The following is a 16,434-nucleotide window of genomic DNA, read 5'->3' as shown; positions in this document are numbered from 1 at the left end:
GGAGTCATTCGCCGGGCCAGCTGCGGTGTTTCTCGAGCGGCCGCGCGTAGGAACCGGCCCGGCTGGTCCGCAATCCCAGCGCCACCAGGGATTCCGCGAGCCGGACCGCGGCCGCGACGCCGTCGACCACCGGGACGTCGAGCATCGCCGACATCGTGCGGTCCAGCCCGGTCATTCCGGCGCAGCCGAGCACGAGCACCTCCGCGCCCGCGTCGCGCGCCCGGCGACCGGCGGTGAGCAGCGCTGATTCGGTTCGCTCCTCGTCGCGCAGCTCCAGCACGCTGAGCCCGGTGCCGACGACCGCGACGCAGTTGCGGTCCACGCCCGCCGAATGCAGGCTGTCCTCGATCAGCCCGCACGTGCGGTCCAGCGTCGTCACCACGCCGTACCGGCGGCCGAGCAGCCCGGCGAGATGCGCCGCGGCCTCGGTGATGTCGACCACCGGCACGTCCAGCAGTTCCCGCGCGCCCTCGCGGCCGTGCTCGCCGAACCCGGCGAGGACGACCGCGTCGAACGTTTCCTCGGTGGTGCGCAACAGGTCCAGCACCGCCGCGGCGGACAGGAAGCTGTCGAGCCAGCCTTCGGCCGATTCGGGGCCCCACTTCGGGGTCAGGGCGACGATTTCGGTGCCGGGGCTGGCCGCCGCCCGCGCCCCGGCCTCGATCTCCTTCGTCATGGCCTCGGTGGTGTTGCAGTTGGTGACGAGGATCCGCATCAAGCCCTCCGCTGGCGGTACGAAACGGCGTAGTAGAGCAACCCGGCGCTGGCGGTGCCGAGGAACCAGGAGTACGGCGCGGCCGGCGCGAAGAACGGCACCAGCGCGATCACCGCGGACAGCACGGCGCACGGGAAGAAGGCCGCCATCGCGCGCGGATTCACCCGGGGGTACTTGCCGTCGCGCACGAACAGCTGCTCGACGTCGACCTTGCCGCGGCGGATCAGGTAGTAGTCGACGATCATGATCCCGAACAGCGGCCCGAGGAACGCGCCGAGCCCGCCGAGGAAGTAGTTGACCACCACCGGCGACGAGTACAGCTTCCACGGCAGCACGCACAGCGCGGCGACGGCGCTGATCATCCCGCCGACGGTGAACGAGATCCGCTTGGGCCAGATGTTGGCCAGGTCGTAGGCGGGGGAGACGAAGTTCGCGACGATGTTCACGCCCATGGTGGCGATGGCGAAGGTCAGCGCGCCGACGACCAGCACCGGGGTGTTGTGCACGCGGGCGAGCAGTTCGGCCGGGTCGGTGATCGCCTCGCCGAACACCTGCAGGCTGCCCGCGGTGACGATCACCGACAGCAGCGCGAACGCCGTCGAGTTCACCGGAAGGCCCCAGAAGTTGCCGCGCCGCACCGTTTTCTGGTCCGGGGCGTTGCGGGAGAAATCGCAGAAGTTGAGCATCAGCGTGCCGTAGGTGGACAGGATCAGCCCGGCCGCGCCGAACCACTGCCGCACCTGCTCGCCGCCGGAGAGCCGCCGGGGGCTGCTGGTGAGCGAGATGTGCCAGTGGCTCGCGGCGAGGATCCAGACCGCGAGCGCGATCATCACGACCCAGATCAGCGGGCCGCACCAGTCCTGGAACTTCCGCACCGCCTCCATGCCGCGGGTCAGCACGAGCGCCTGCACCAGCCACAGCGCCACGAAACAGATCCAGCCGAGCGCGTGCAGGCCGAGGAAGCTGTGCTCGGTCAACGGTTTCAGGCCGGGATCGATCGCCAGCACGAGCAGCGTGATGGCGACGCTCGCGAGATAGGTCTGGATGCCGTACCAGAAGATCGCGATCACCGCGCGGATCAGCGCGGGAAGGTTCGCGCCGAACGTGCCGAAGCTGATCCGCGCGACCACCGGGAACGGGACGCCGGTGCGCTGCCCGATCCGGCCCATCAGGTTCATCCCGAAGAAGATGATCACGAAGCCGAACAGCAGCGCGGTGAACACCTGCCAGGCCGACAGGCCTAGCACGAACAGTCCGGCGGCGAAGGTGTAGTTGCCGAGGTTGTGCACGTCCGACATCCAGAGCGCGAAGATGTCGTACACCTTCCAGCGCCGCTCCTTGGCGGGCGCGAGGTCCTCGTTCCACAGCCGAGGATCGGGTTCGGTCTGGATGTTCGCGCTGGTTTCGGTGGACGGGGCGTGCGCCATTGCAGACCTCCGGTCGACGTGCCGGGCAGCTTTGGTATCCCAAACTTGGGATACCAAATATCGCGCCGCGCGGCTGCCGCGTCAACCCCTTCCCGATAAACTCGGCGATTGTCCGGTTCGGCGAGAGGGGGACTCATGGGCGGCACGGAGGAGCGGCAGCCGCTGGCGGCGACGCGCCGCAGGGTGCTCGACGAACTGCGGGAACGGATCCTGACCGGGCGGCTGAAGCCGGGGGCCCGGCTGGTCGAGCGCGAATTGGCCGAGGACCTCGGCGTGTCCCGGGTGCCGGTGCGCGAGGCGATCCGCAGCCTGGAAGCCGAGGGATTCGTGGTCGTGCCCTCGCCGCGGCGGGTCGTGGTGCGGCAGCTGGCGCGGGCGGACGTCGAGGAGCTGTTCGACGTCCGGGAGGCGCTGGAAAGCCTCGCCGCCGCGCGCGCCGCGGAGCGGGCAGGCAAACCGGAGATGCGCCGGCTGGAGCGGCTGCTCGCCGAGTCCGCGCGGGTGACCCAGGGCGGCGACGGCGCGCGGATCTCGGAGGTCAACAGCAGGCTGCACACCGAGATCATCGCCGTCGCGGGCAACCGCCTGCTGACCACGATGCTGCATCCGCTCCAGGGTCAGCTGCGGTGGCTGACCAGCCAGAACGAGCACTGGGACGAACTGCTCGAGGAACACCGCCGGCTGGTGGACGCGATCGGGTCCGGCGACGTGGAACGGGCGCGCGAGTACGCCGCCGAGCACGTCCGGGTCAACCGCGCGGTGACGCTGCGCGACCTTTTCGGGGAGGACGACCAAGACGAGCGGCCAGCGGGCTGAGCTCTAGTAAGGTGACCCTAACTTCGAGCGAGGGGGGTCGCTGGTGGCGCACGTGCAGGGCGAGCCGGAGTGGGTGTCCGCCCGGGACGGACGACGGCTGTACGCGATGGTGCTGCCCGGTCCGGAGAACGCGCCGACCGTGGTGTTCGAGGCGGGAGCGGGCGCGAGCCGGTCGTCGTGGGGGCTTGTGCAACCGCTGGTCGCCGAGTTCGCGCGGGCGGTGGTGTACGACCGGTCCGGGCTCGGCCGCAGCGCCCCGGATTCGTCCGGGCGGACGCTGGACCGGATGGCCGGCGACCTGGTCGACGTGCTGCGCCACTTCGGTCCGGGGCCCTATGTGCTCGTCGGGCACAGCGCCGGGGGACCGATCGTGCGGCTCGCCGCGTCCCGGACGACCGCGCGGATCGCGGGACTCGTCCTCGTCGACCCGGCCGACGAAACCGCGGAAGTGCTGTTCTCGCCCCGATTCCGCACCGCGGAGCGGGTTTTTCTGCGCGCCGGCCGGGTCCTCGCGGCGGCTGGGTTGCTGAAGTTCTTGTACCGCCCCATGCTGCGGGCGGCTCCGGAGGACGTCCGGCGCGATCTGGCGCGCGAAGGCTTTACGCCGCAAGTGTTGCGCACCCAGGCCGAACAGGCGCGGACCTTCCTCGACGAGCTGGCGGCCTGGCGGACGAATCCGCCCGCGCCCGCCGGCTGTCCGGTCACCGTCGTGTCCGGCGGCCGCGCCGGGGACGGGATGAACGCGGCCGTGCGCGCGGAGGCGAATGCCGCGCACGCGCAACGGGTTTCGTCCGGCGGACGGCACCGGATCGCGGAGAAGTCCGGGCATCTGGTGCCGGTCACCGAACCCGAGGTGGTGGCCGGCGAAATCCGCCGCCTGCTCAGCTGACGGCGGCGCTCCACGTCTCGACGAACTCCGGGAACGTCTTGCCGACCGTCGCCGGGTTCTCGACCAGCACGCCGGGCACGCGCAGCCCCAGCACCGCCGCGGCCATCACCAGCCGGTGGTCCTCGTAGGTGCGGAAAACGCCGCCGTGCATCGGGGCGGGGGCGATTTCCAGGCCGTCCTCGAGTTCGGTGACGCCCGCGCCGAGGCTGGACAGTTCGGTGGCCAGCGCGGTGAGCCGGTCGGTCTCGTGACCGCGCAGGTGCGCGACGCCGGTGATGCTCGACGGGCTGTCGGCGAAGCACAGCATCGCCGCGATGACCGGGGTCAGCTCGCCGACCTCGTGCAGGTCGAGGTCGATGCCGGGGAACGCGCCGCCGCCGGTGACGACCAGGCCGTCGTCGTCCAGCGTCGCCTTCGCGCCCAGCTCGGTCACCAGGCCGCGCAGCCAGTCGCCCGGCTGCGTGGTCCGCTTCGGCCAGCCGTGCACCCGGACCGTCCCGCCGCCCACCACCGCGGCGGCCACGAACGGGGCCGCGGTGGACAGATCCGGCTCCACGACGTACTCCGGGCACGACAGTTTCGCCGGCTCCACGCGGAATTCCGTGCCGGAACGGTCCACAGTGGCCCCGAACCGGCGCAGCATGTCGAGCGTCATCGCGATGTGCGGTTCGCTCGGCGGGGCGCCGCCGACCAGCCGCACCGTCACGCCCTGCTCGAACGCCGGGCCGGCGAGCAGCAGCGCGGACAGGAACTGGCTGGAGGCCGACGAATCGAGGTCCACCCGGCCGCCGCGCAGGCCGCCGGTGCCGTGCACGGTGAACGGAGGCGCGTCGCGTCCGCCGTCGTCGATCCGCGCGCCGAGCTTGCGCAGCGCGGTCAGCAGCGGGCCGATCGGACGGCGGCGGATCGCCTCGTCGCCGTCGAACAGCACGGACGCGTCGCCGAGCGTGGCGAGCGCGGGCGTGAAGCGGGCGACGGTCCCGGCGTTGCCGAGCGCGACGGTCGTCTCGTCGCCGCGTCCGCCGATGGTGCCGAGCGGATGGACGAGGAACCCGTCGATGGTCTCTTCGGACAGCGCGCCGAGCGAGGCGAGCGCGGCCAGCATCAGCCGGGTGTCGCGCGAGTCGAGCGGATGGCGCACCCGCGTGGGCGCGCTCGCCAGCGCGGCGAGCACGTAGGCCCGGTTGGTGATCGACTTCGATCCGGGGACGCGCACCGCGGCGTCCAGCGAGGCGCCCGCGACCGGGGCGGTCCAGTGGTCATCGCGGAGGTTCGGCACGCCGCGCAGCCTAGCGCGCGGCGGGTGAACCGATTCCGCCGCGCCGGGAAGAGGCGTCGGCGAGCGATCTGCCCGGAGTGGGATATGCTGGCGGCCCGTGGGACTTCAGTCGCGGGCTACCAAGTATGTCTTTGTCACCGGAGGCGTCGCCTCCTCTCTGGGTAAGGGTCTGACGGCGTCCAGCCTCGGACAGCTCCTCACCGCACGCGGGCTCCGCGTCACGATGCAGAAGCTCGACCCGTACCTCAATGTCGACCCCGGGACGATGAACCCGTTCCAGCACGGCGAGGTGTTCGTCACCGAGGACGGCGCCGAGACCGATCTCGACATCGGGCACTACGAGCGCTTCCTCGACCGTTCTCTCGACGGCAAGGCGAACGTCACCACCGGGCAGGTGTACTCGGAGGTGATCGCCAAGGAGCGCCGCGGCGAGTACCTCGGCGACACCGTCCAGGTGATCCCGCACATCACCGACGAGATCAAGGCGCGGATCACCGCCGCGGCCGGGCCGGACGAGAACGGCGTCGCGCCGGACGTGGTGATCACCGAGGTCGGCGGCACGGTCGGCGACATCGAGTCGCTGCCGTTCCTCGAGGCGTGCCGCCAGGTGCGCCACGACGTCGGCCGCGACCAGTGCTTCTTCCTGCACGTGTCGCTGGTGCCCTACCTCGCCCCCTCCGGCGAGCTCAAGACCAAGCCGACCCAGCACTCGGTGGCCGCGCTGCGCAACATCGGCATCCAGCCGGACGCGCTCGTGTGCCGCGCGGACCGGGAGATCCCGGACGACCTCAAGCGCAAGATCGGCCTGATGTGCGACGTCGACACCGAGGCGGTCATCGCCTGCCCGGACGCGCGCTCGATCTACGACATCCCGAAGGTGCTGCACGGCGAGGCGCTCGACGCCTACGTGGTGCGCCGGCTGGGCCTGCCGTTCCGCGACGTCGACTGGACGGTGTGGGGCGACCTGCTCGACCGCGTGCACAACCCGAGCGAGATCGTCCGGGTCGCGGTGGTGGGCAAGTACATCGACCTGCCGGACGCGTACCTCTCGGTCACCGAGGCGCTGCGCGCGGGCGGGTTCGCGCACCGCGCCAAGGTCGAGATCGTGTGGGTCGCCTCGGACGACGCGCAGACCGAATCGGGCGCCGCCTCCGTGCTGTCCGATGTGGACGGTGTGCTGATCCCCGGCGGGTTCGGCATCCGCGGCATCGAGGGCAAGGTCGGCGCGATCCACTACGCGCGCACGCACGGCGTTCCGCTGCTCGGGCTGTGCCTCGGCCTGCAGTGCATGGTCATCGAGAGCGCCCGGAACCTGGCCGGCATCGAGGGCGCGAACTCGGCCGAGTTCGACGAGACCACCCAGCACCCGGTGATCTCGACCATGGCCGACCAGCGCGACGTCGTCGCGGGCGAGCGGGACATGGGCGGCACGATGCGCCTCGGCGCGTACCCGGCGAAGCTCAAGCCGGGCTCGCAGGTGGCCAAGGCCTACGGCACGACCGAGGTGTCCGAGCGGCACCGGCACCGCTACGAGGTGAACAACGCCTACCGCAAGCAGATCGGCGACGCGGGCCTGGTCTTCTCCGGCACCTCGCCGGACGACCGCCTGGTCGAGTTCGTCGAACTGCCCGCGGACGTGCACCCGTTCTTCGTGGGCACCCAGGCGCACCCCGAGCTGAAGAGCCGCCCGACCCGGCCGCACCCGCTGTTCAGCGCGTTCGTGAAGGCCGTCGTGGACCGCAAGGTCGCCGAGCGGCTCCCGGTCGAACTGCCCGAGACGCCCGTGGCGGCTCGGTGAGCGCGCCCGGCACGCACGAGTTCTCCGTCGCCGGCAGCACGGTCGTCCACGCGGGACGCGTCGTCGGCCTGCGGATCGACGACGTCGTGATGCCCGGCGGGCAGACCGCCAAGCGCGAGGTGGTCGAACACCTCGGCGCGGTCGTGATCGCGGCGCTGGACAGCGAGGACAACGTCACGCTCGTCCACCAGTACCGGCATCCGCTCGGGCGCCGGCTGTGGGAGCTGCCCGCCGGGCTGATCGACAAGCCGGGGGAGGACCCGGTCGACGCGGCCCGGCGCGAGCTGGCCGAGGAGGCCGGGCTCTCGGCGGCGAGCTGGGAGACGCTGGTCGACGTCGCGGCCTCGCCCGGGTTCACCGACGAGGTGGTGCGCGTGTTCCTCGCGCGCGATCTGTCCGAAGTGGACCGCGAGGTGCTCGGCGAGGAGGAGGCCGACCTGGTGGTGCGGAAGTTCCCGCTCGCCGAGGCGGTCCGGATGGCGCTGGCCGGCGAGCTGGTCAACGGCGCGACGGTGTCCGGGGTGCTGTCGGCGCACGCGGTCGTGACTGGGGCGGCCCAGACCCGCCCCGCCGACGCGCCGTGGCGGGACCGGCCCACGCGGTTCGCCCGCCGACTGGCCGAGGGCTGAGTTTCCCGGTTCTGTCGGTGCGCCGTCCTAGAGTGGCGGCGTGAACGATGCGGGTGTCGAGGTGCGGGGCGCGATCGCCACGTACCTCGACCACCTCGTCGTGGAACGCGGCACTGCCCGCAACACCCTCGACAGCTACTCCCGCGACCTCCGCCGCTACGCGGCCCATCTGGAAGCGGCGGGGGTCGAGCGGCTGACCGAGGTCACGCCCGCGCACGTCACTTCGTTCGGCGCCGCACTGCGCGAGGGCGACGAAGAGCATCAGCCGCTGGCGGCGTCGTCGGCCGCGCGGGCGCTCGTCGCGGTGCGCGGGCTGCACAAGTTCGCGCACGCCGACGGGCTCACCGAACACGACCCCGCGCGCGACGTCCGTCCGCCCGCCGCGGCGAAACGGCTGCCCAAGGCGTTGCCGGTCGCGGATGTCCTCAAGCTGCTCGACACTCCGCCGCCGGACGGCGAACGCGCCTTGCGCGACCGCGCGCTGCTGGAGCTGCTCTACTCGACCGGCGCCCGGATCTCCGAGGCGGTCGGGCTCGACGTGGACGACGTGGACGACACCGAGCGCACCGTCCTGCTCGACGGCAAGGGCGGCAAGCAACGGCTGGTGCCGATCGGCCGTCCCGCGCTGGAAGCGCTCGACGCGTACCTGGTCCGCGCCCGTCCCGCGCTCGCCGCGAACGGACGGGGCACGTCGGCGATCTTCCTCAACGCCCGCGGCAGCCGGCTTTCCCGGCAGAGCGCGTGGCAGGTGCTCAAGGACACCGCCGAGCGGGCCGGGATCACCGCCGCGGTCTCGCCGCACACCCTGCGCCACTCGTTCGCCACCCACCTGCTCGAAGGCGGCGCGGACGTCCGCGTGGTGCAGGAACTCCTCGGCCACGCCTCGGTGACCACGACCCAGGTGTACACGCTCGTCACGGTCACGACGCTGCGAGAGGTCTACGCCACCGCGCATCCGCGTGCGCTCGGCTGATCGCCCGGCGCGGCCGAGGGCCTTCCCACGCTGCGGTGACTCGGTCCGCGCGGCCCGGCGCGGCGCTTTGCCGGGGCTCCGGAAATCCGCATAGGCTGCGCGAGACCCCGCCGAACAAGGAGCTTTCGCGCCATGTCGACACCGACCCCGAACCAGCCGGAGGACCCGGCAGCGTCCGCCGGGCCAGCCGGGGCCGCCGGGTCCGCCGGTTCGGCCGCGGCGAACCTCGAGCACGCGCGGATCGCCACCCCGGCAGACCACGAGGGCGACGAGCCGCAGCAGCCGCGCACGCGCGCCGAACGCGCCCGGATGCGGGCGAAGGAGCGCGCGGAGAGCGGGATCGGGCCGACCGGGCGCCCGCTGCGCGAGATCCCCGAGCCGCCGCCGCTGGAGCGGCACGGCCCGGCGAAAGTCCTCGCCATGTGCAACCAGAAGGGCGGGGTCGGCAAGACCACGTCCACGATCAACCTCGGGGCCGCGCTCGCCGAATGCGGCCGCCGGGTGCTGCTGGTCGACTTCGACCCGCAGGGCGCGCTGTCGGTCGGGCTCGGCATCCAGCCGCACGAACTGGACCAGACGGTCTACAACGTCATCATGGAGCGCTCGGTCAAGATCGAGGACGTGCTCCGCAAAACCCGCGTCGACGGCGTTGACCTGCTGCCGAGCAACATCGACCTGTCCGCGGCGGAGGTCCAGCTCGTCGCAGAGGTAGGGCGCGAGCACACGTTGTTACGGGTCCTTCGTCCGGTGATGAACGACTACGACTATGTTCTTGTCGACTGCCAGCCCTCGCTCGGCCTGTTGACGGTGAACGCACTGACCGCCGCGGACGGTGTGATCATCCCCCTGGAGTGCGAGTTCTTCAGTCTGCGAGGCGTCGCGCTCCTGATCGACACGATCGAGAAGGTGCAGGAACGCCTCAACCCCAAACTGGACATCACGGGGATTCTCGCCACGATGTACGACCCGAGAACCCTGCACTCGAAGGAGGTCATGGCTCGCGTGGTGGAGGCATTCGGCGACACCGTGTTCGACACGGTGATCAACCGCACCGTGCGGTTCCCCGAGACGACGGTCGCGGGCGAACCCATCACGACCTGGGCCCCCAAGTCCGCCGGCGCCGCGGCCTACCGCGCGCTGGCCCGCGAGGTGATCGCTCGGTGAGCAGGCGCGCTTCCCTGCCCGGAGCGTCGGAGCTTTTCCGCCTCACCTCCAGCCCGGCCACCCCCGCGCTCGACCGTCCCGCGGTGCCCGCGCCCGCGGAACCGGTGCAGCGCGCCGCGAAGCCCGCGGGCGGCGAGGCCGAGCAGCTGGCCCGCAACGCCGCGCGCAGCGGCTCCGGGCGCACCAAGCACGACGCGAAGATCACCGTCTACGTCTCCGGCGAGGAACTGCTCGCGATGGAGCAGGCCCGGCTGAACCTGCGCGCCAAGCACGAGCTGGTCGTCGACCGGGGCCGGCTGGTCCGCGAGGCGGTCGCGGTGCTGCTCGCCGACTTCGACCAGCGCGGCGAGGAGTCCGTGCTGGTGCAGCGATTGCGGGCGAGCGGCGAGGACGGCGGAACCGAGGGCTGATGGACGAACCGGCATCGGCCGAGCTGCCGGAGCCGGAAGCGGCAGTCTCGGACAGCACCGAGAGCACTGAAGGCGCCGAGGGCACCGAAAGCACGGACGGCGCGGCGGCCGCGGACTCCCCGGAGACTTCCGGGGAAGCCGAGCCCGCGCCGGCCGAGCACCAGACCGTGCACGGCGGCACCATCCCCGAGGGGTACGCCGCCGCCGAGGAAGGCACCTCGAAGTTCAAGGTGCGGCTGCAGAACTTCGAGGGCCCGTTCGACCTGCTGCTGCAGCTGATCTCGCAGCATCAGCTGGACGTCACCGAGGTCGCCCTGCACACGGTCACCGACGACTTCATCGCCTACACCCGCGCGCTCGGCCCGGACTGGAACCTCGACGAGACCACCGAGTTCCTGGTGATCGCGGCGACCCTGCTCGACCTCAAGGCCGCCCGGCTGCTGCCCGCGGCCGAGGTCGAGAACGAGGACGACCTGGCCCTGCTGGAAGCCCGCGACGTGCTGTTCGCGCGGATGCTGCAGTACCGCGCGTACAAGCAGGTGGCCGCGCTGTTCGGCGAGCTGGAGGAAGGCGCGCTGCGGCGGTACCCGCGGTCGGTGGCGCTGGAGGAGCGGTACCTGGGGCTGCTGCCGGAGGTGATGCTGGGCGTCACGCCGGAGCGGTTCGCGGAGATCGCGGTCGCGGTGTTCCGGCCGAAACCGCCGCCGCAGGTGTCGATCGCGCACATCCACATGGGACGGGTGTCCGTGCGCGAGCACGCCGCGCTGCTGCGGGTGAAGCTCGCCGAGGCCGGGCAGGCCACGTTCAAGGAACTGACCTCGGACTGCGAGCACACGGTGGAGGTCGTGGCCCGGTTCCTCGCGCTGCTGGAGCTCTACCGCGAATCGGCGGTGCAGTTCGACCAGCTGGAGGCGTTGGCGGAGCTGCACGTCCGCTGGACCGGCGGCAGCGTGGCCGAGGCGTCCGCCGCCGCCGAGCAGGACCGCGCGGCGGCCGAGGAGGAGGAATACGGGTGAGCACCGAAGACGACCGCGCACCGGAGCGGGAGGAAACCCCGGACGCTCCGGCGGAAGAGGCTCAGGTCGAGGCCGAACAGGCCGCGGTCGAGGGGACCGGACACGCCGAGGCCCCGGAAACCGCGCCGCGGCCGGACGACGAGGCCGAGCCGGAGCCCGGAACCGCGGAGCCAGGCGAGCCTGAGGCCGCGGAACCTGCCGCCGCCGAGCCGGAAGCCGCGGAAGCCGCTTCGGAAACCGAAGCCGAGCCGGAAACCGAGCCGTCCGACGACGAGGGCTTGGTCGCCGTGGACAACGGGCTGCCCAGCGTCGAGGACGACGAGGCGCTCGAAGCCGCCCTCGAAGCGCTGCTGCTGGTGGTGGATTCGCCGATCGCGGAGGATTCCCTCGCCGAGACGCTGGACCAGCCGGTCGCCCGGGTGACCGTCGCGCTGCGGACGATGGCGCAGAAGTTCACCGAGCGGGCCAGCGGGATCGACCTGCGGCGCGTCGGCGAAGGGTGGCGGTTCTACACTAGGGACACCTACGCCCCGTTCGTGGAGAAGCTCCTGCTGGACGGCCAGCGGTCGAAGCTGACCAGAGCCGCGCTGGAGAGCCTCGCCGTGATCGCGTACCGGCAGCCGGTCACCCGGGCCCGGGTCGCGGCGGTGCGCGGGGTGAACGTGGACGGCGTGATCCGGACCCTGCTGGCGCGGGGGCTCATCGAGGAGATGGGCACCGACCCGGAGACCACGGGCACGCTGTACGTGACGACCGAGCTGTTCCTGGAGCGACTGGGGCTGTCGTCGCTGAACGACCTGCCCCCGATCGCTCCGCTGCTACCCGAAGTGGACACCATCGATGACATCTGAGCAGCACCCCGACGGCATCCGCCTGCAGAAGGTCCTGTCGCAGGCCGGCGTGGCTTCGCGCCGCGCCGCCGAGGACCTGATCGCGGCCGGCCGCGTGGAGGTGGACGGCGAGGTCGTCACCGAGCTGGGCCGCCGCGTGCACCCCGAGTCGGCGGTGATCCACGTCGACGGGACGCGGGTCAACCTCCGCGACGACCTCGTGTACCTCGCGTTCAACAAGCCCAAGGGCGTGCACTCCACGATGTCCGACGACCGGGGCCGCCCGTGCGTCGGCGACTACCTGCGCGGCCGGTGGGAGGAGACCCCGGGCGTCGTGCACGTCGGGCGGCTGGACGAGAACACCGAGGGCCTGCTGCTGCTGACCAACGACGGCGACCTCGGGCACCGGCTGATGCATCCGTCGTACCGGGTGCTCAAGACGTACTTCGCGGAGGTCGAGGGCCTGGTGCCGCGCGGGCTGGGCAAGCAGCTGCGCGCGGGCTGGGAGCTGCCGGACGGGATCGTGAAGGTCGACCAGTTCCGGGTCAAGGACATGCATTCCGGCCGGAGCATGGTCGAGCTGGTGATCCACGAGGGCCGCAAGCACATCGTGCGCAGGCTGATGGCGGCCACCGGGCATCCGGTGCGCAAGCTGGTGCGCACCGCGGTCGGCGACGTGCAGTTGGGCAACCAGCGCCAGGGCACGATCCGCAGGCTGAACCGAGGCGAGGTCGGCTCGCTGTACCGCACCGTGGGACTCTGACCGGTTCCCCACTTTCGGCCCTGCTGCCAGGCCCCGCGCCCCGACCAGAGTTGTCGGCACCCGACGAAGACTCTGGAGGGCGACGGGAATGCGTGTGCTGACAGGGCTGTGCGCCGCCGCGGTGCTGGCCGCGGGAGTGGTGGCGCCGGCGGCCGCGACGGCCGCCCCGGCGAGAACCGCGACTGAGCCGCAGTACGACTACGCCGGGGCGATCCGCGAAACGGTGTGGGTCGACCTCGGCCGGGACGGCGACGGGGACGGCGTCCCGGACCGGGTCGCCGCGGACATCGTGCGGCCGAGGGAACCGGCCGAGGCGGGCAAGAAGATCCCGGTGATCATGGACGCCAGCCCGTACTACTCCTCGGTGGGGCGCGGGAACGAAACCCAGTTCAAGACCTACGACGCCGAGGGCCGCCCGGTCGGCTTCCCGCTGTTCTACGACAACTACTTCGTGCCCCGCGGGTACGCGGTCGTGCTGGTGGACTTGGCGGGCACCAACCGGTCGACCGGCTGCGTGGACGTCGGCGGCAACTCCGACGTGCAGTCGGCGAAGAAGGTCGTCGACTGGCTGAACGGCCGCGCGACCGGCTACACCGCGAAGACCGGCGGCACGAAGATGTCGGCGGGCTGGAGCGACGGCGGCGTCGGGATGATCGGCAAGTCCTACGACGGCACCATCGCCAACGGCGTCGCCTCGACCGGCGTCGAGGGGCTCAAGACCATCGTGCCGATCTCCGCGATCAGCTCCTGGTACGACTACTACCGCTCGGACGGCGTGTCGTTCGGCTTCAACCCGGACGGGCTCGCGCAGACCGTCGAGCGGCGCAACGGCGGCCAGGATTGCTCGGCGCAGAACCGGAAACTCGCCGAGGGCGCGACCGCGAACGGCGACTACGGGCCGCTGTGGGCGGAGCGCGACTACGTGGCGAACGCGAAGAACGTGCGCGCCAGCGTGTTCGTTTCGCACGGCGTGAACGACCTGAACGTCATGCCGATCAACTACGGGCAATGGTGGGACGCGCTCGCCGCGAAGGGCGTGCAGCGCAAGATCTGGCTCGCCCAGACCGGCCACGTCGACCCGTTCGACTACCGGCGCGCCGAGTGGGTCGACACCCTGCACCGGTGGTTCGACCACTACCTGATGGGCATCGACAACGGCATCGAGAAGGAACCGATGGCGACCGTCGAGCGCCAGCCGGACCAGTGGGTCGACGAAGCCACCTACCCGGCTCCGGGGACGACGGAGACGGTTTTGCGTCCGCAGCCGGGTCGCACGCCTGGCGTCGGCACGCTCGGCACCTCGGGCGGTCAGGGCCGCGCTTCGTTCATCGACAACCCGAATGCCGGCGAGAACGAGTGGGCGGCGAATCCTTCGGCCACGTCGGCGAACCGTGTCCTCTACAGCACTGCTGCGCTCACGGCTCCAGTGCAGATTTCGGGCACCTCGTCGATCACCGTGACGGCCACGCCGAGCACCTCGACCGCGCATCTGTCGGCGTTGCTGGTGGACTACGGCCCCGCGACGATCCGCAATTTCTCGGGATCCGGCGAAGGAATCGTCACCGGCACGGACCGCACGTGCTGGGGTTCGAGCACCGACGGCGACAGCGCTTGCTACAAGGTGACCAGCGCGGACACGACGAAGGTGGACTACACGATCATCAGCCGCGGCTGGGCGGACCTGGCGAATTACCAGTCGCTGAGCCGGGAAGCGCGGCTCGCGCCGGGCAAGGCGTACACGATGACGTTCCGGCTGGCCAGCACGGACCACCTGGTCCCGGCCGGGCACCGGCTGGCCCTGGTGATCGGCGGGACGGACAACGGTTTCATCACCGCGCCCGCGAATCCGCCCCAGCTGACCATCGACCTGGCCAAGACGTCGGCCCGGATTCCGTTGGTCGGCACGGTCCCGGCGCGTCCGCGGACCGAATCCGCGCCGGCGGGTCCGCTGGCGCACGTTCCGGCTGCCGCGCGCTTCGACCTCCGCTGACAAAGCCGTGAGGGGAACCCTGAAGGGATCAGATTCCCTCGGGGTCCCCTCACGGACGTCAGCTGGCGGCGACGGTTTCCTTTGCCGCGGCCTTGCGCTGAAAGGCTTTCGCGATCGGCTCGACCACTCGCGCCGCGGTCGGACCGAGGATCGCCATCAGCAGCACGTAAGCCGTGGCCAGCGCGGCCAGTTCGCCGTCCACCGCGCCGGCGGTGACCGCCAGCCCGGCGATGACGATCGAAAACTCGCCCCGCGCGACCAACGCCGCCCCGGCCCGGGCGCGGCCGAGCCGTCCGATTTTCTGCCGGCGGGCAGCCCACCATCCGGTGGCCACCTTCGTCAGCGTCGTCACGACCGCGAGCACCGCGGCCCATCCGAGCACCGGCGGGATCGACGCCGGGTTCGTGTTCAATCCGAACACCACGAAGAACATCGCGGCGAACAAGTCCCGCAACGGTTCCAGCAGCCGGGTCGCGTTGTGCGCGGTCGAGCCGGACACCGCGATGCCGAGCAGGAACGCCCCGACCGCAGCGGACACCTGCAGCGCCGACGCGATGCCGGCCACCAGCAGCGCCGCGCCGAGGATCTTGAGCAGGAACACTTCCCGGTCGTCGCTGTCCACCAGCGCCGAGACGTAGCGGCCGAACTTGAGCGCGATCACCAGCACCACGGTGATCACCAGCAGCGAGATGCCGACCGCTTCCAGCCCGCCGAGCAGGCTGACGCCGCCGAGGATCGCGGTCAGGATCGGCAGGTACAGCGCCATCACCAGGTCCTCGAACACGAGGATCGACAGGACCACCGGCGTCTCCCGGTTGCCCAGCCGGCCGAGGTCGCCGAGGACCTTCGCGATGATGCCGGACGACGAGATGTAGGTGACGCCGGCCATGACGATCGCGCCGATCGGGCCCCAGCCCAGCAGCAGCGCGACCGCCGCGCCGGGGGCGGCGTTGAGCACGATGTCGACCAGGCCCGCGGTCCACGACCGCCGCATGCCGGTGAACAGTTCGGCCGCGGAGTACTCCAGGCCCAGCAGCAAGAGCAGCAGCACCACGCCGATTTCGCTGGCGAGGTGGGCGAAATCGCCGATGTCGGCGAGCGGGATCAGGCCGCCGGAGCCGAAGCACAGGCCGCCGAGCAGGTACAGGGGGATGGGGGAGAGGCCGATCCGGCCGGCGAGCCTGCCCAGCGCGCCGAGCACGAAGAAGACCGCGCCGAGTTCGATCAGCGAAAGTGCGGTGTGGTCCATCAGCCGTGCTTGAGGATCTTGGCGGCGGCTTCCAGGCCCTCGGACGTGCCGACCACGACGAGCAGGTCGCCGGCGGTGAAGAGGAAGTCCGGCGTCGGCGACGGGTGCACCTGGCCGGCCCGCATCACCGCGACGATCGAGACGCCGGTGCGCGTGCGCATCGCGGTGTCGCCGAGCGAGCGGCCGTCGAACGGGCTGTCGGAGGTGATCGGCAGCTGCTTCGTGTTGATCCCGGGCAGCTCGCGGTGCTCCTCGTTCAGCTGCGCCACCAGCTGCGGCGCGCCCAGCAGGTTCGAGAGCGCGCCCGCCTCGTCCGCGGTCAGCGGCAGCGACGCGAGGCAGGCGTCCGGATCGTCGGATTTGGAGACGATCAGCTCGATCTTGCCGTCCCGCTGGGTGACGACGCCGATGCGGCGTCCCGCGCGGGTGGCGAAGTCCTTGCGGACACCGATTCCGGGAAGTGGGGTGACTTCGACGTTCACGCTC

Annotated in this window: 16 protein-coding genes; 11 read left to right on the top strand and 5 right to left on the bottom strand. The window is 71.4% G+C overall.

What is annotated here, in order from left to right; translation table 11 throughout:
- Positions 1–4 precede the first annotated feature (4 nt).
- Positions 5–715 carry an aspartate/glutamate racemase family protein gene (locus L942_RS26405; RefSeq protein WP_037365435.1) on the bottom strand — a complete coding sequence of 237 codons (711 nt, stop codon included), beginning with the start codon at positions 713–715 and terminating at the stop codon, positions 5–7.
- Positions 715–2,142, bottom strand: coding sequence for an NCS1 family nucleobase:cation symporter-1 (locus L942_RS26400; protein WP_037365433.1), 1,428 nt, complete (start codon positions 2,140–2,142; stop codon positions 715–717). The genes L942_RS26405 and L942_RS26400 overlap by 1 nt, the downstream gene beginning before the upstream one ends.
- A 135-nt stretch (positions 2,143–2,277) precedes the next feature.
- Here L942_RS26400 and L942_RS26395 point away from each other — a divergent pair, with 135 nt between their 5' ends.
- Both L942_RS26395 and L942_RS26390 read left to right on the top strand, forming a co-directional pair.
- Positions 2,278–2,958, top strand: a complete 681-nt coding sequence (locus tag L942_RS26395; protein ID WP_037365430.1) for a GntR family transcriptional regulator — start codon at positions 2,278–2,280, stop codon at positions 2,956–2,958.
- A gap of 43 nt (positions 2,959–3,001) precedes the next feature.
- Positions 3,002–3,847 carry an alpha/beta fold hydrolase gene (locus tag L942_RS26390; RefSeq protein WP_037365428.1) on the top strand — a complete coding sequence of 282 codons (846 nt, stop codon included), beginning with the start codon at positions 3,002–3,004 and terminating at the stop codon, positions 3,845–3,847.
- On the opposite strand, the gene aroA is transcribed toward L942_RS26390, so the two are convergent.
- Positions 3,840–5,126 (bottom strand): 3-phosphoshikimate 1-carboxyvinyltransferase, encoded by a 1,287-nt coding sequence (gene aroA, locus L942_RS26385; protein ID WP_037365424.1) that lies wholly within the window; start codon positions 5,124–5,126, stop codon positions 3,840–3,842. The genes L942_RS26390 and aroA overlap by 8 nt on opposite strands.
- A 97-nt stretch (positions 5,127–5,223) precedes the next feature.
- Between aroA and L942_RS26380 the strand changes: the two genes are divergently transcribed.
- From L942_RS26380 to L942_RS26340, 9 genes are all read left to right on the top strand, one after another.
- A complete protein-coding gene (locus L942_RS26380) occupies positions 5,224–6,924 on the top strand; it encodes a CTP synthase (RefSeq protein ID WP_081655236.1) in 1,701 nt (566 codons plus the stop codon).
- Positions 6,921–7,553, top strand: a complete 633-nt coding sequence (locus tag L942_RS26375) for an NUDIX domain-containing protein (protein WP_037365419.1) — start codon at positions 6,921–6,923, stop codon at positions 7,551–7,553. Before L942_RS26380 ends, L942_RS26375 begins: the two co-directional genes overlap by 4 nt.
- Before the next feature lie 40 nt (positions 7,554–7,593).
- A complete protein-coding gene (gene xerD / locus L942_RS26370; protein ID WP_106965024.1) occupies positions 7,594–8,526 on the top strand; it encodes a site-specific tyrosine recombinase XerD in 933 nt (310 codons plus the stop codon).
- Positions 8,527–8,658: 132 nt separating this feature from the next.
- Positions 8,659–9,690 carry a ParA family protein gene (locus L942_RS26365; protein ID WP_037365413.1) on the top strand — a complete coding sequence of 344 codons (1,032 nt, stop codon included), beginning with the start codon at positions 8,659–8,661 and terminating at the stop codon, positions 9,688–9,690.
- Positions 9,687–10,100 carry a hypothetical protein gene (locus L942_RS26360; protein WP_037365411.1) on the top strand — a complete coding sequence of 138 codons (414 nt, stop codon included), beginning with the start codon at positions 9,687–9,689 and terminating at the stop codon, positions 10,098–10,100. The genes L942_RS26365 and L942_RS26360 overlap by 4 nt, the downstream gene beginning before the upstream one ends.
- Positions 10,100–11,116 (top strand): segregation and condensation protein A, encoded by a 1,017-nt coding sequence (locus L942_RS26355; RefSeq protein ID WP_037365408.1) that lies wholly within the window; start codon positions 10,100–10,102, stop codon positions 11,114–11,116. Before L942_RS26360 ends, L942_RS26355 begins: the two co-directional genes overlap by 1 nt.
- Positions 11,113–11,967 carry an SMC-Scp complex subunit ScpB gene (gene scpB / locus L942_RS26350; RefSeq protein ID WP_037365406.1) on the top strand — a complete coding sequence of 285 codons (855 nt, stop codon included), beginning with the start codon at positions 11,113–11,115 and terminating at the stop codon, positions 11,965–11,967. Before L942_RS26355 ends, scpB begins: the two co-directional genes overlap by 4 nt.
- Positions 11,957–12,709 carry a pseudouridine synthase gene (locus L942_RS26345; protein ID WP_037365403.1) on the top strand — a complete coding sequence of 251 codons (753 nt, stop codon included), beginning with the start codon at positions 11,957–11,959 and terminating at the stop codon, positions 12,707–12,709. Before scpB ends, L942_RS26345 begins: the two co-directional genes overlap by 11 nt.
- An 88-nt stretch (positions 12,710–12,797) precedes the next feature.
- On the top strand, positions 12,798–14,699 hold the full coding sequence (locus L942_RS26340; RefSeq protein WP_106965023.1) for a Xaa-Pro dipeptidyl-peptidase: 1,902 nt from the start codon (positions 12,798–12,800) through the stop codon (positions 14,697–14,699).
- A gap of 58 nt (positions 14,700–14,757) precedes the next feature.
- Here L942_RS26340 and L942_RS26335 read toward each other — a convergent pair whose 3' ends face one another.
- Positions 14,758–15,948 carry a cation:proton antiporter gene (locus L942_RS26335; RefSeq protein ID WP_037365400.1) on the bottom strand — a complete coding sequence of 397 codons (1,191 nt, stop codon included), beginning with the start codon at positions 15,946–15,948 and terminating at the stop codon, positions 14,758–14,760.
- Entirely contained in the window at positions 15,948–16,430 is a 483-nt protein-coding gene (locus L942_RS26330) for a cation:proton antiporter regulatory subunit (RefSeq protein ID WP_037365497.1), read from the bottom strand. The genes L942_RS26335 and L942_RS26330 overlap by 1 nt, the downstream gene beginning before the upstream one ends.
- Positions 16,431–16,434 lie beyond the last annotated feature (4 nt).

The organism is Amycolatopsis orientalis DSM 43388 (assembly GCF_000411975.1).
Classification (GTDB): domain Bacteria; phylum Actinomycetota; class Actinomycetes; order Mycobacteriales; family Pseudonocardiaceae; genus Amycolatopsis; species Amycolatopsis orientalis_D.
Note: the sequence above shows the minus strand (reverse complement) of the source record. Positions and strands in the feature narration are given on the sequence as shown.

What these genes read in the sequence shown, in the direction of transcription:
- L942_RS26405 (WP_037365435.1), bottom strand. Translation starts at nt 715, where the DNA reads ATGCGGATCCTCGTCACCAACTGCAACACCACCGAGGCCATGACGAAG.
- L942_RS26400 (WP_037365433.1), bottom strand. Translation starts at nt 2,142, where the DNA reads ATGGCGCACGCCCCGTCCACCGAAACCAGCGCGAACATCCAGACCGAA.
- L942_RS26395 (WP_037365430.1), top strand. Translation starts at nt 2,278, where the DNA reads ATGGGCGGCACGGAGGAGCGGCAGCCGCTGGCGGCGACGCGCCGCAGG.
- L942_RS26365 (WP_037365413.1), top strand. Translation starts at nt 8,659, where the DNA reads ATGTCGACACCGACCCCGAACCAGCCGGAGGACCCGGCAGCGTCCGCC.
- L942_RS26355 (WP_037365408.1), top strand. Translation starts at nt 10,100, where the DNA reads ATGGACGAACCGGCATCGGCCGAGCTGCCGGAGCCGGAAGCGGCAGTC.
- L942_RS26345 (WP_037365403.1), top strand. Translation starts at nt 11,957, where the DNA reads ATGACATCTGAGCAGCACCCCGACGGCATCCGCCTGCAGAAGGTCCTG.
- L942_RS26340 (WP_106965023.1), top strand. Translation starts at nt 12,798, where the DNA reads ATGCGTGTGCTGACAGGGCTGTGCGCCGCCGCGGTGCTGGCCGCGGGA.
- L942_RS26335 (WP_037365400.1), bottom strand. Translation starts at nt 15,948, where the DNA reads ATGGACCACACCGCACTTTCGCTGATCGAACTCGGCGCGGTCTTCTTC.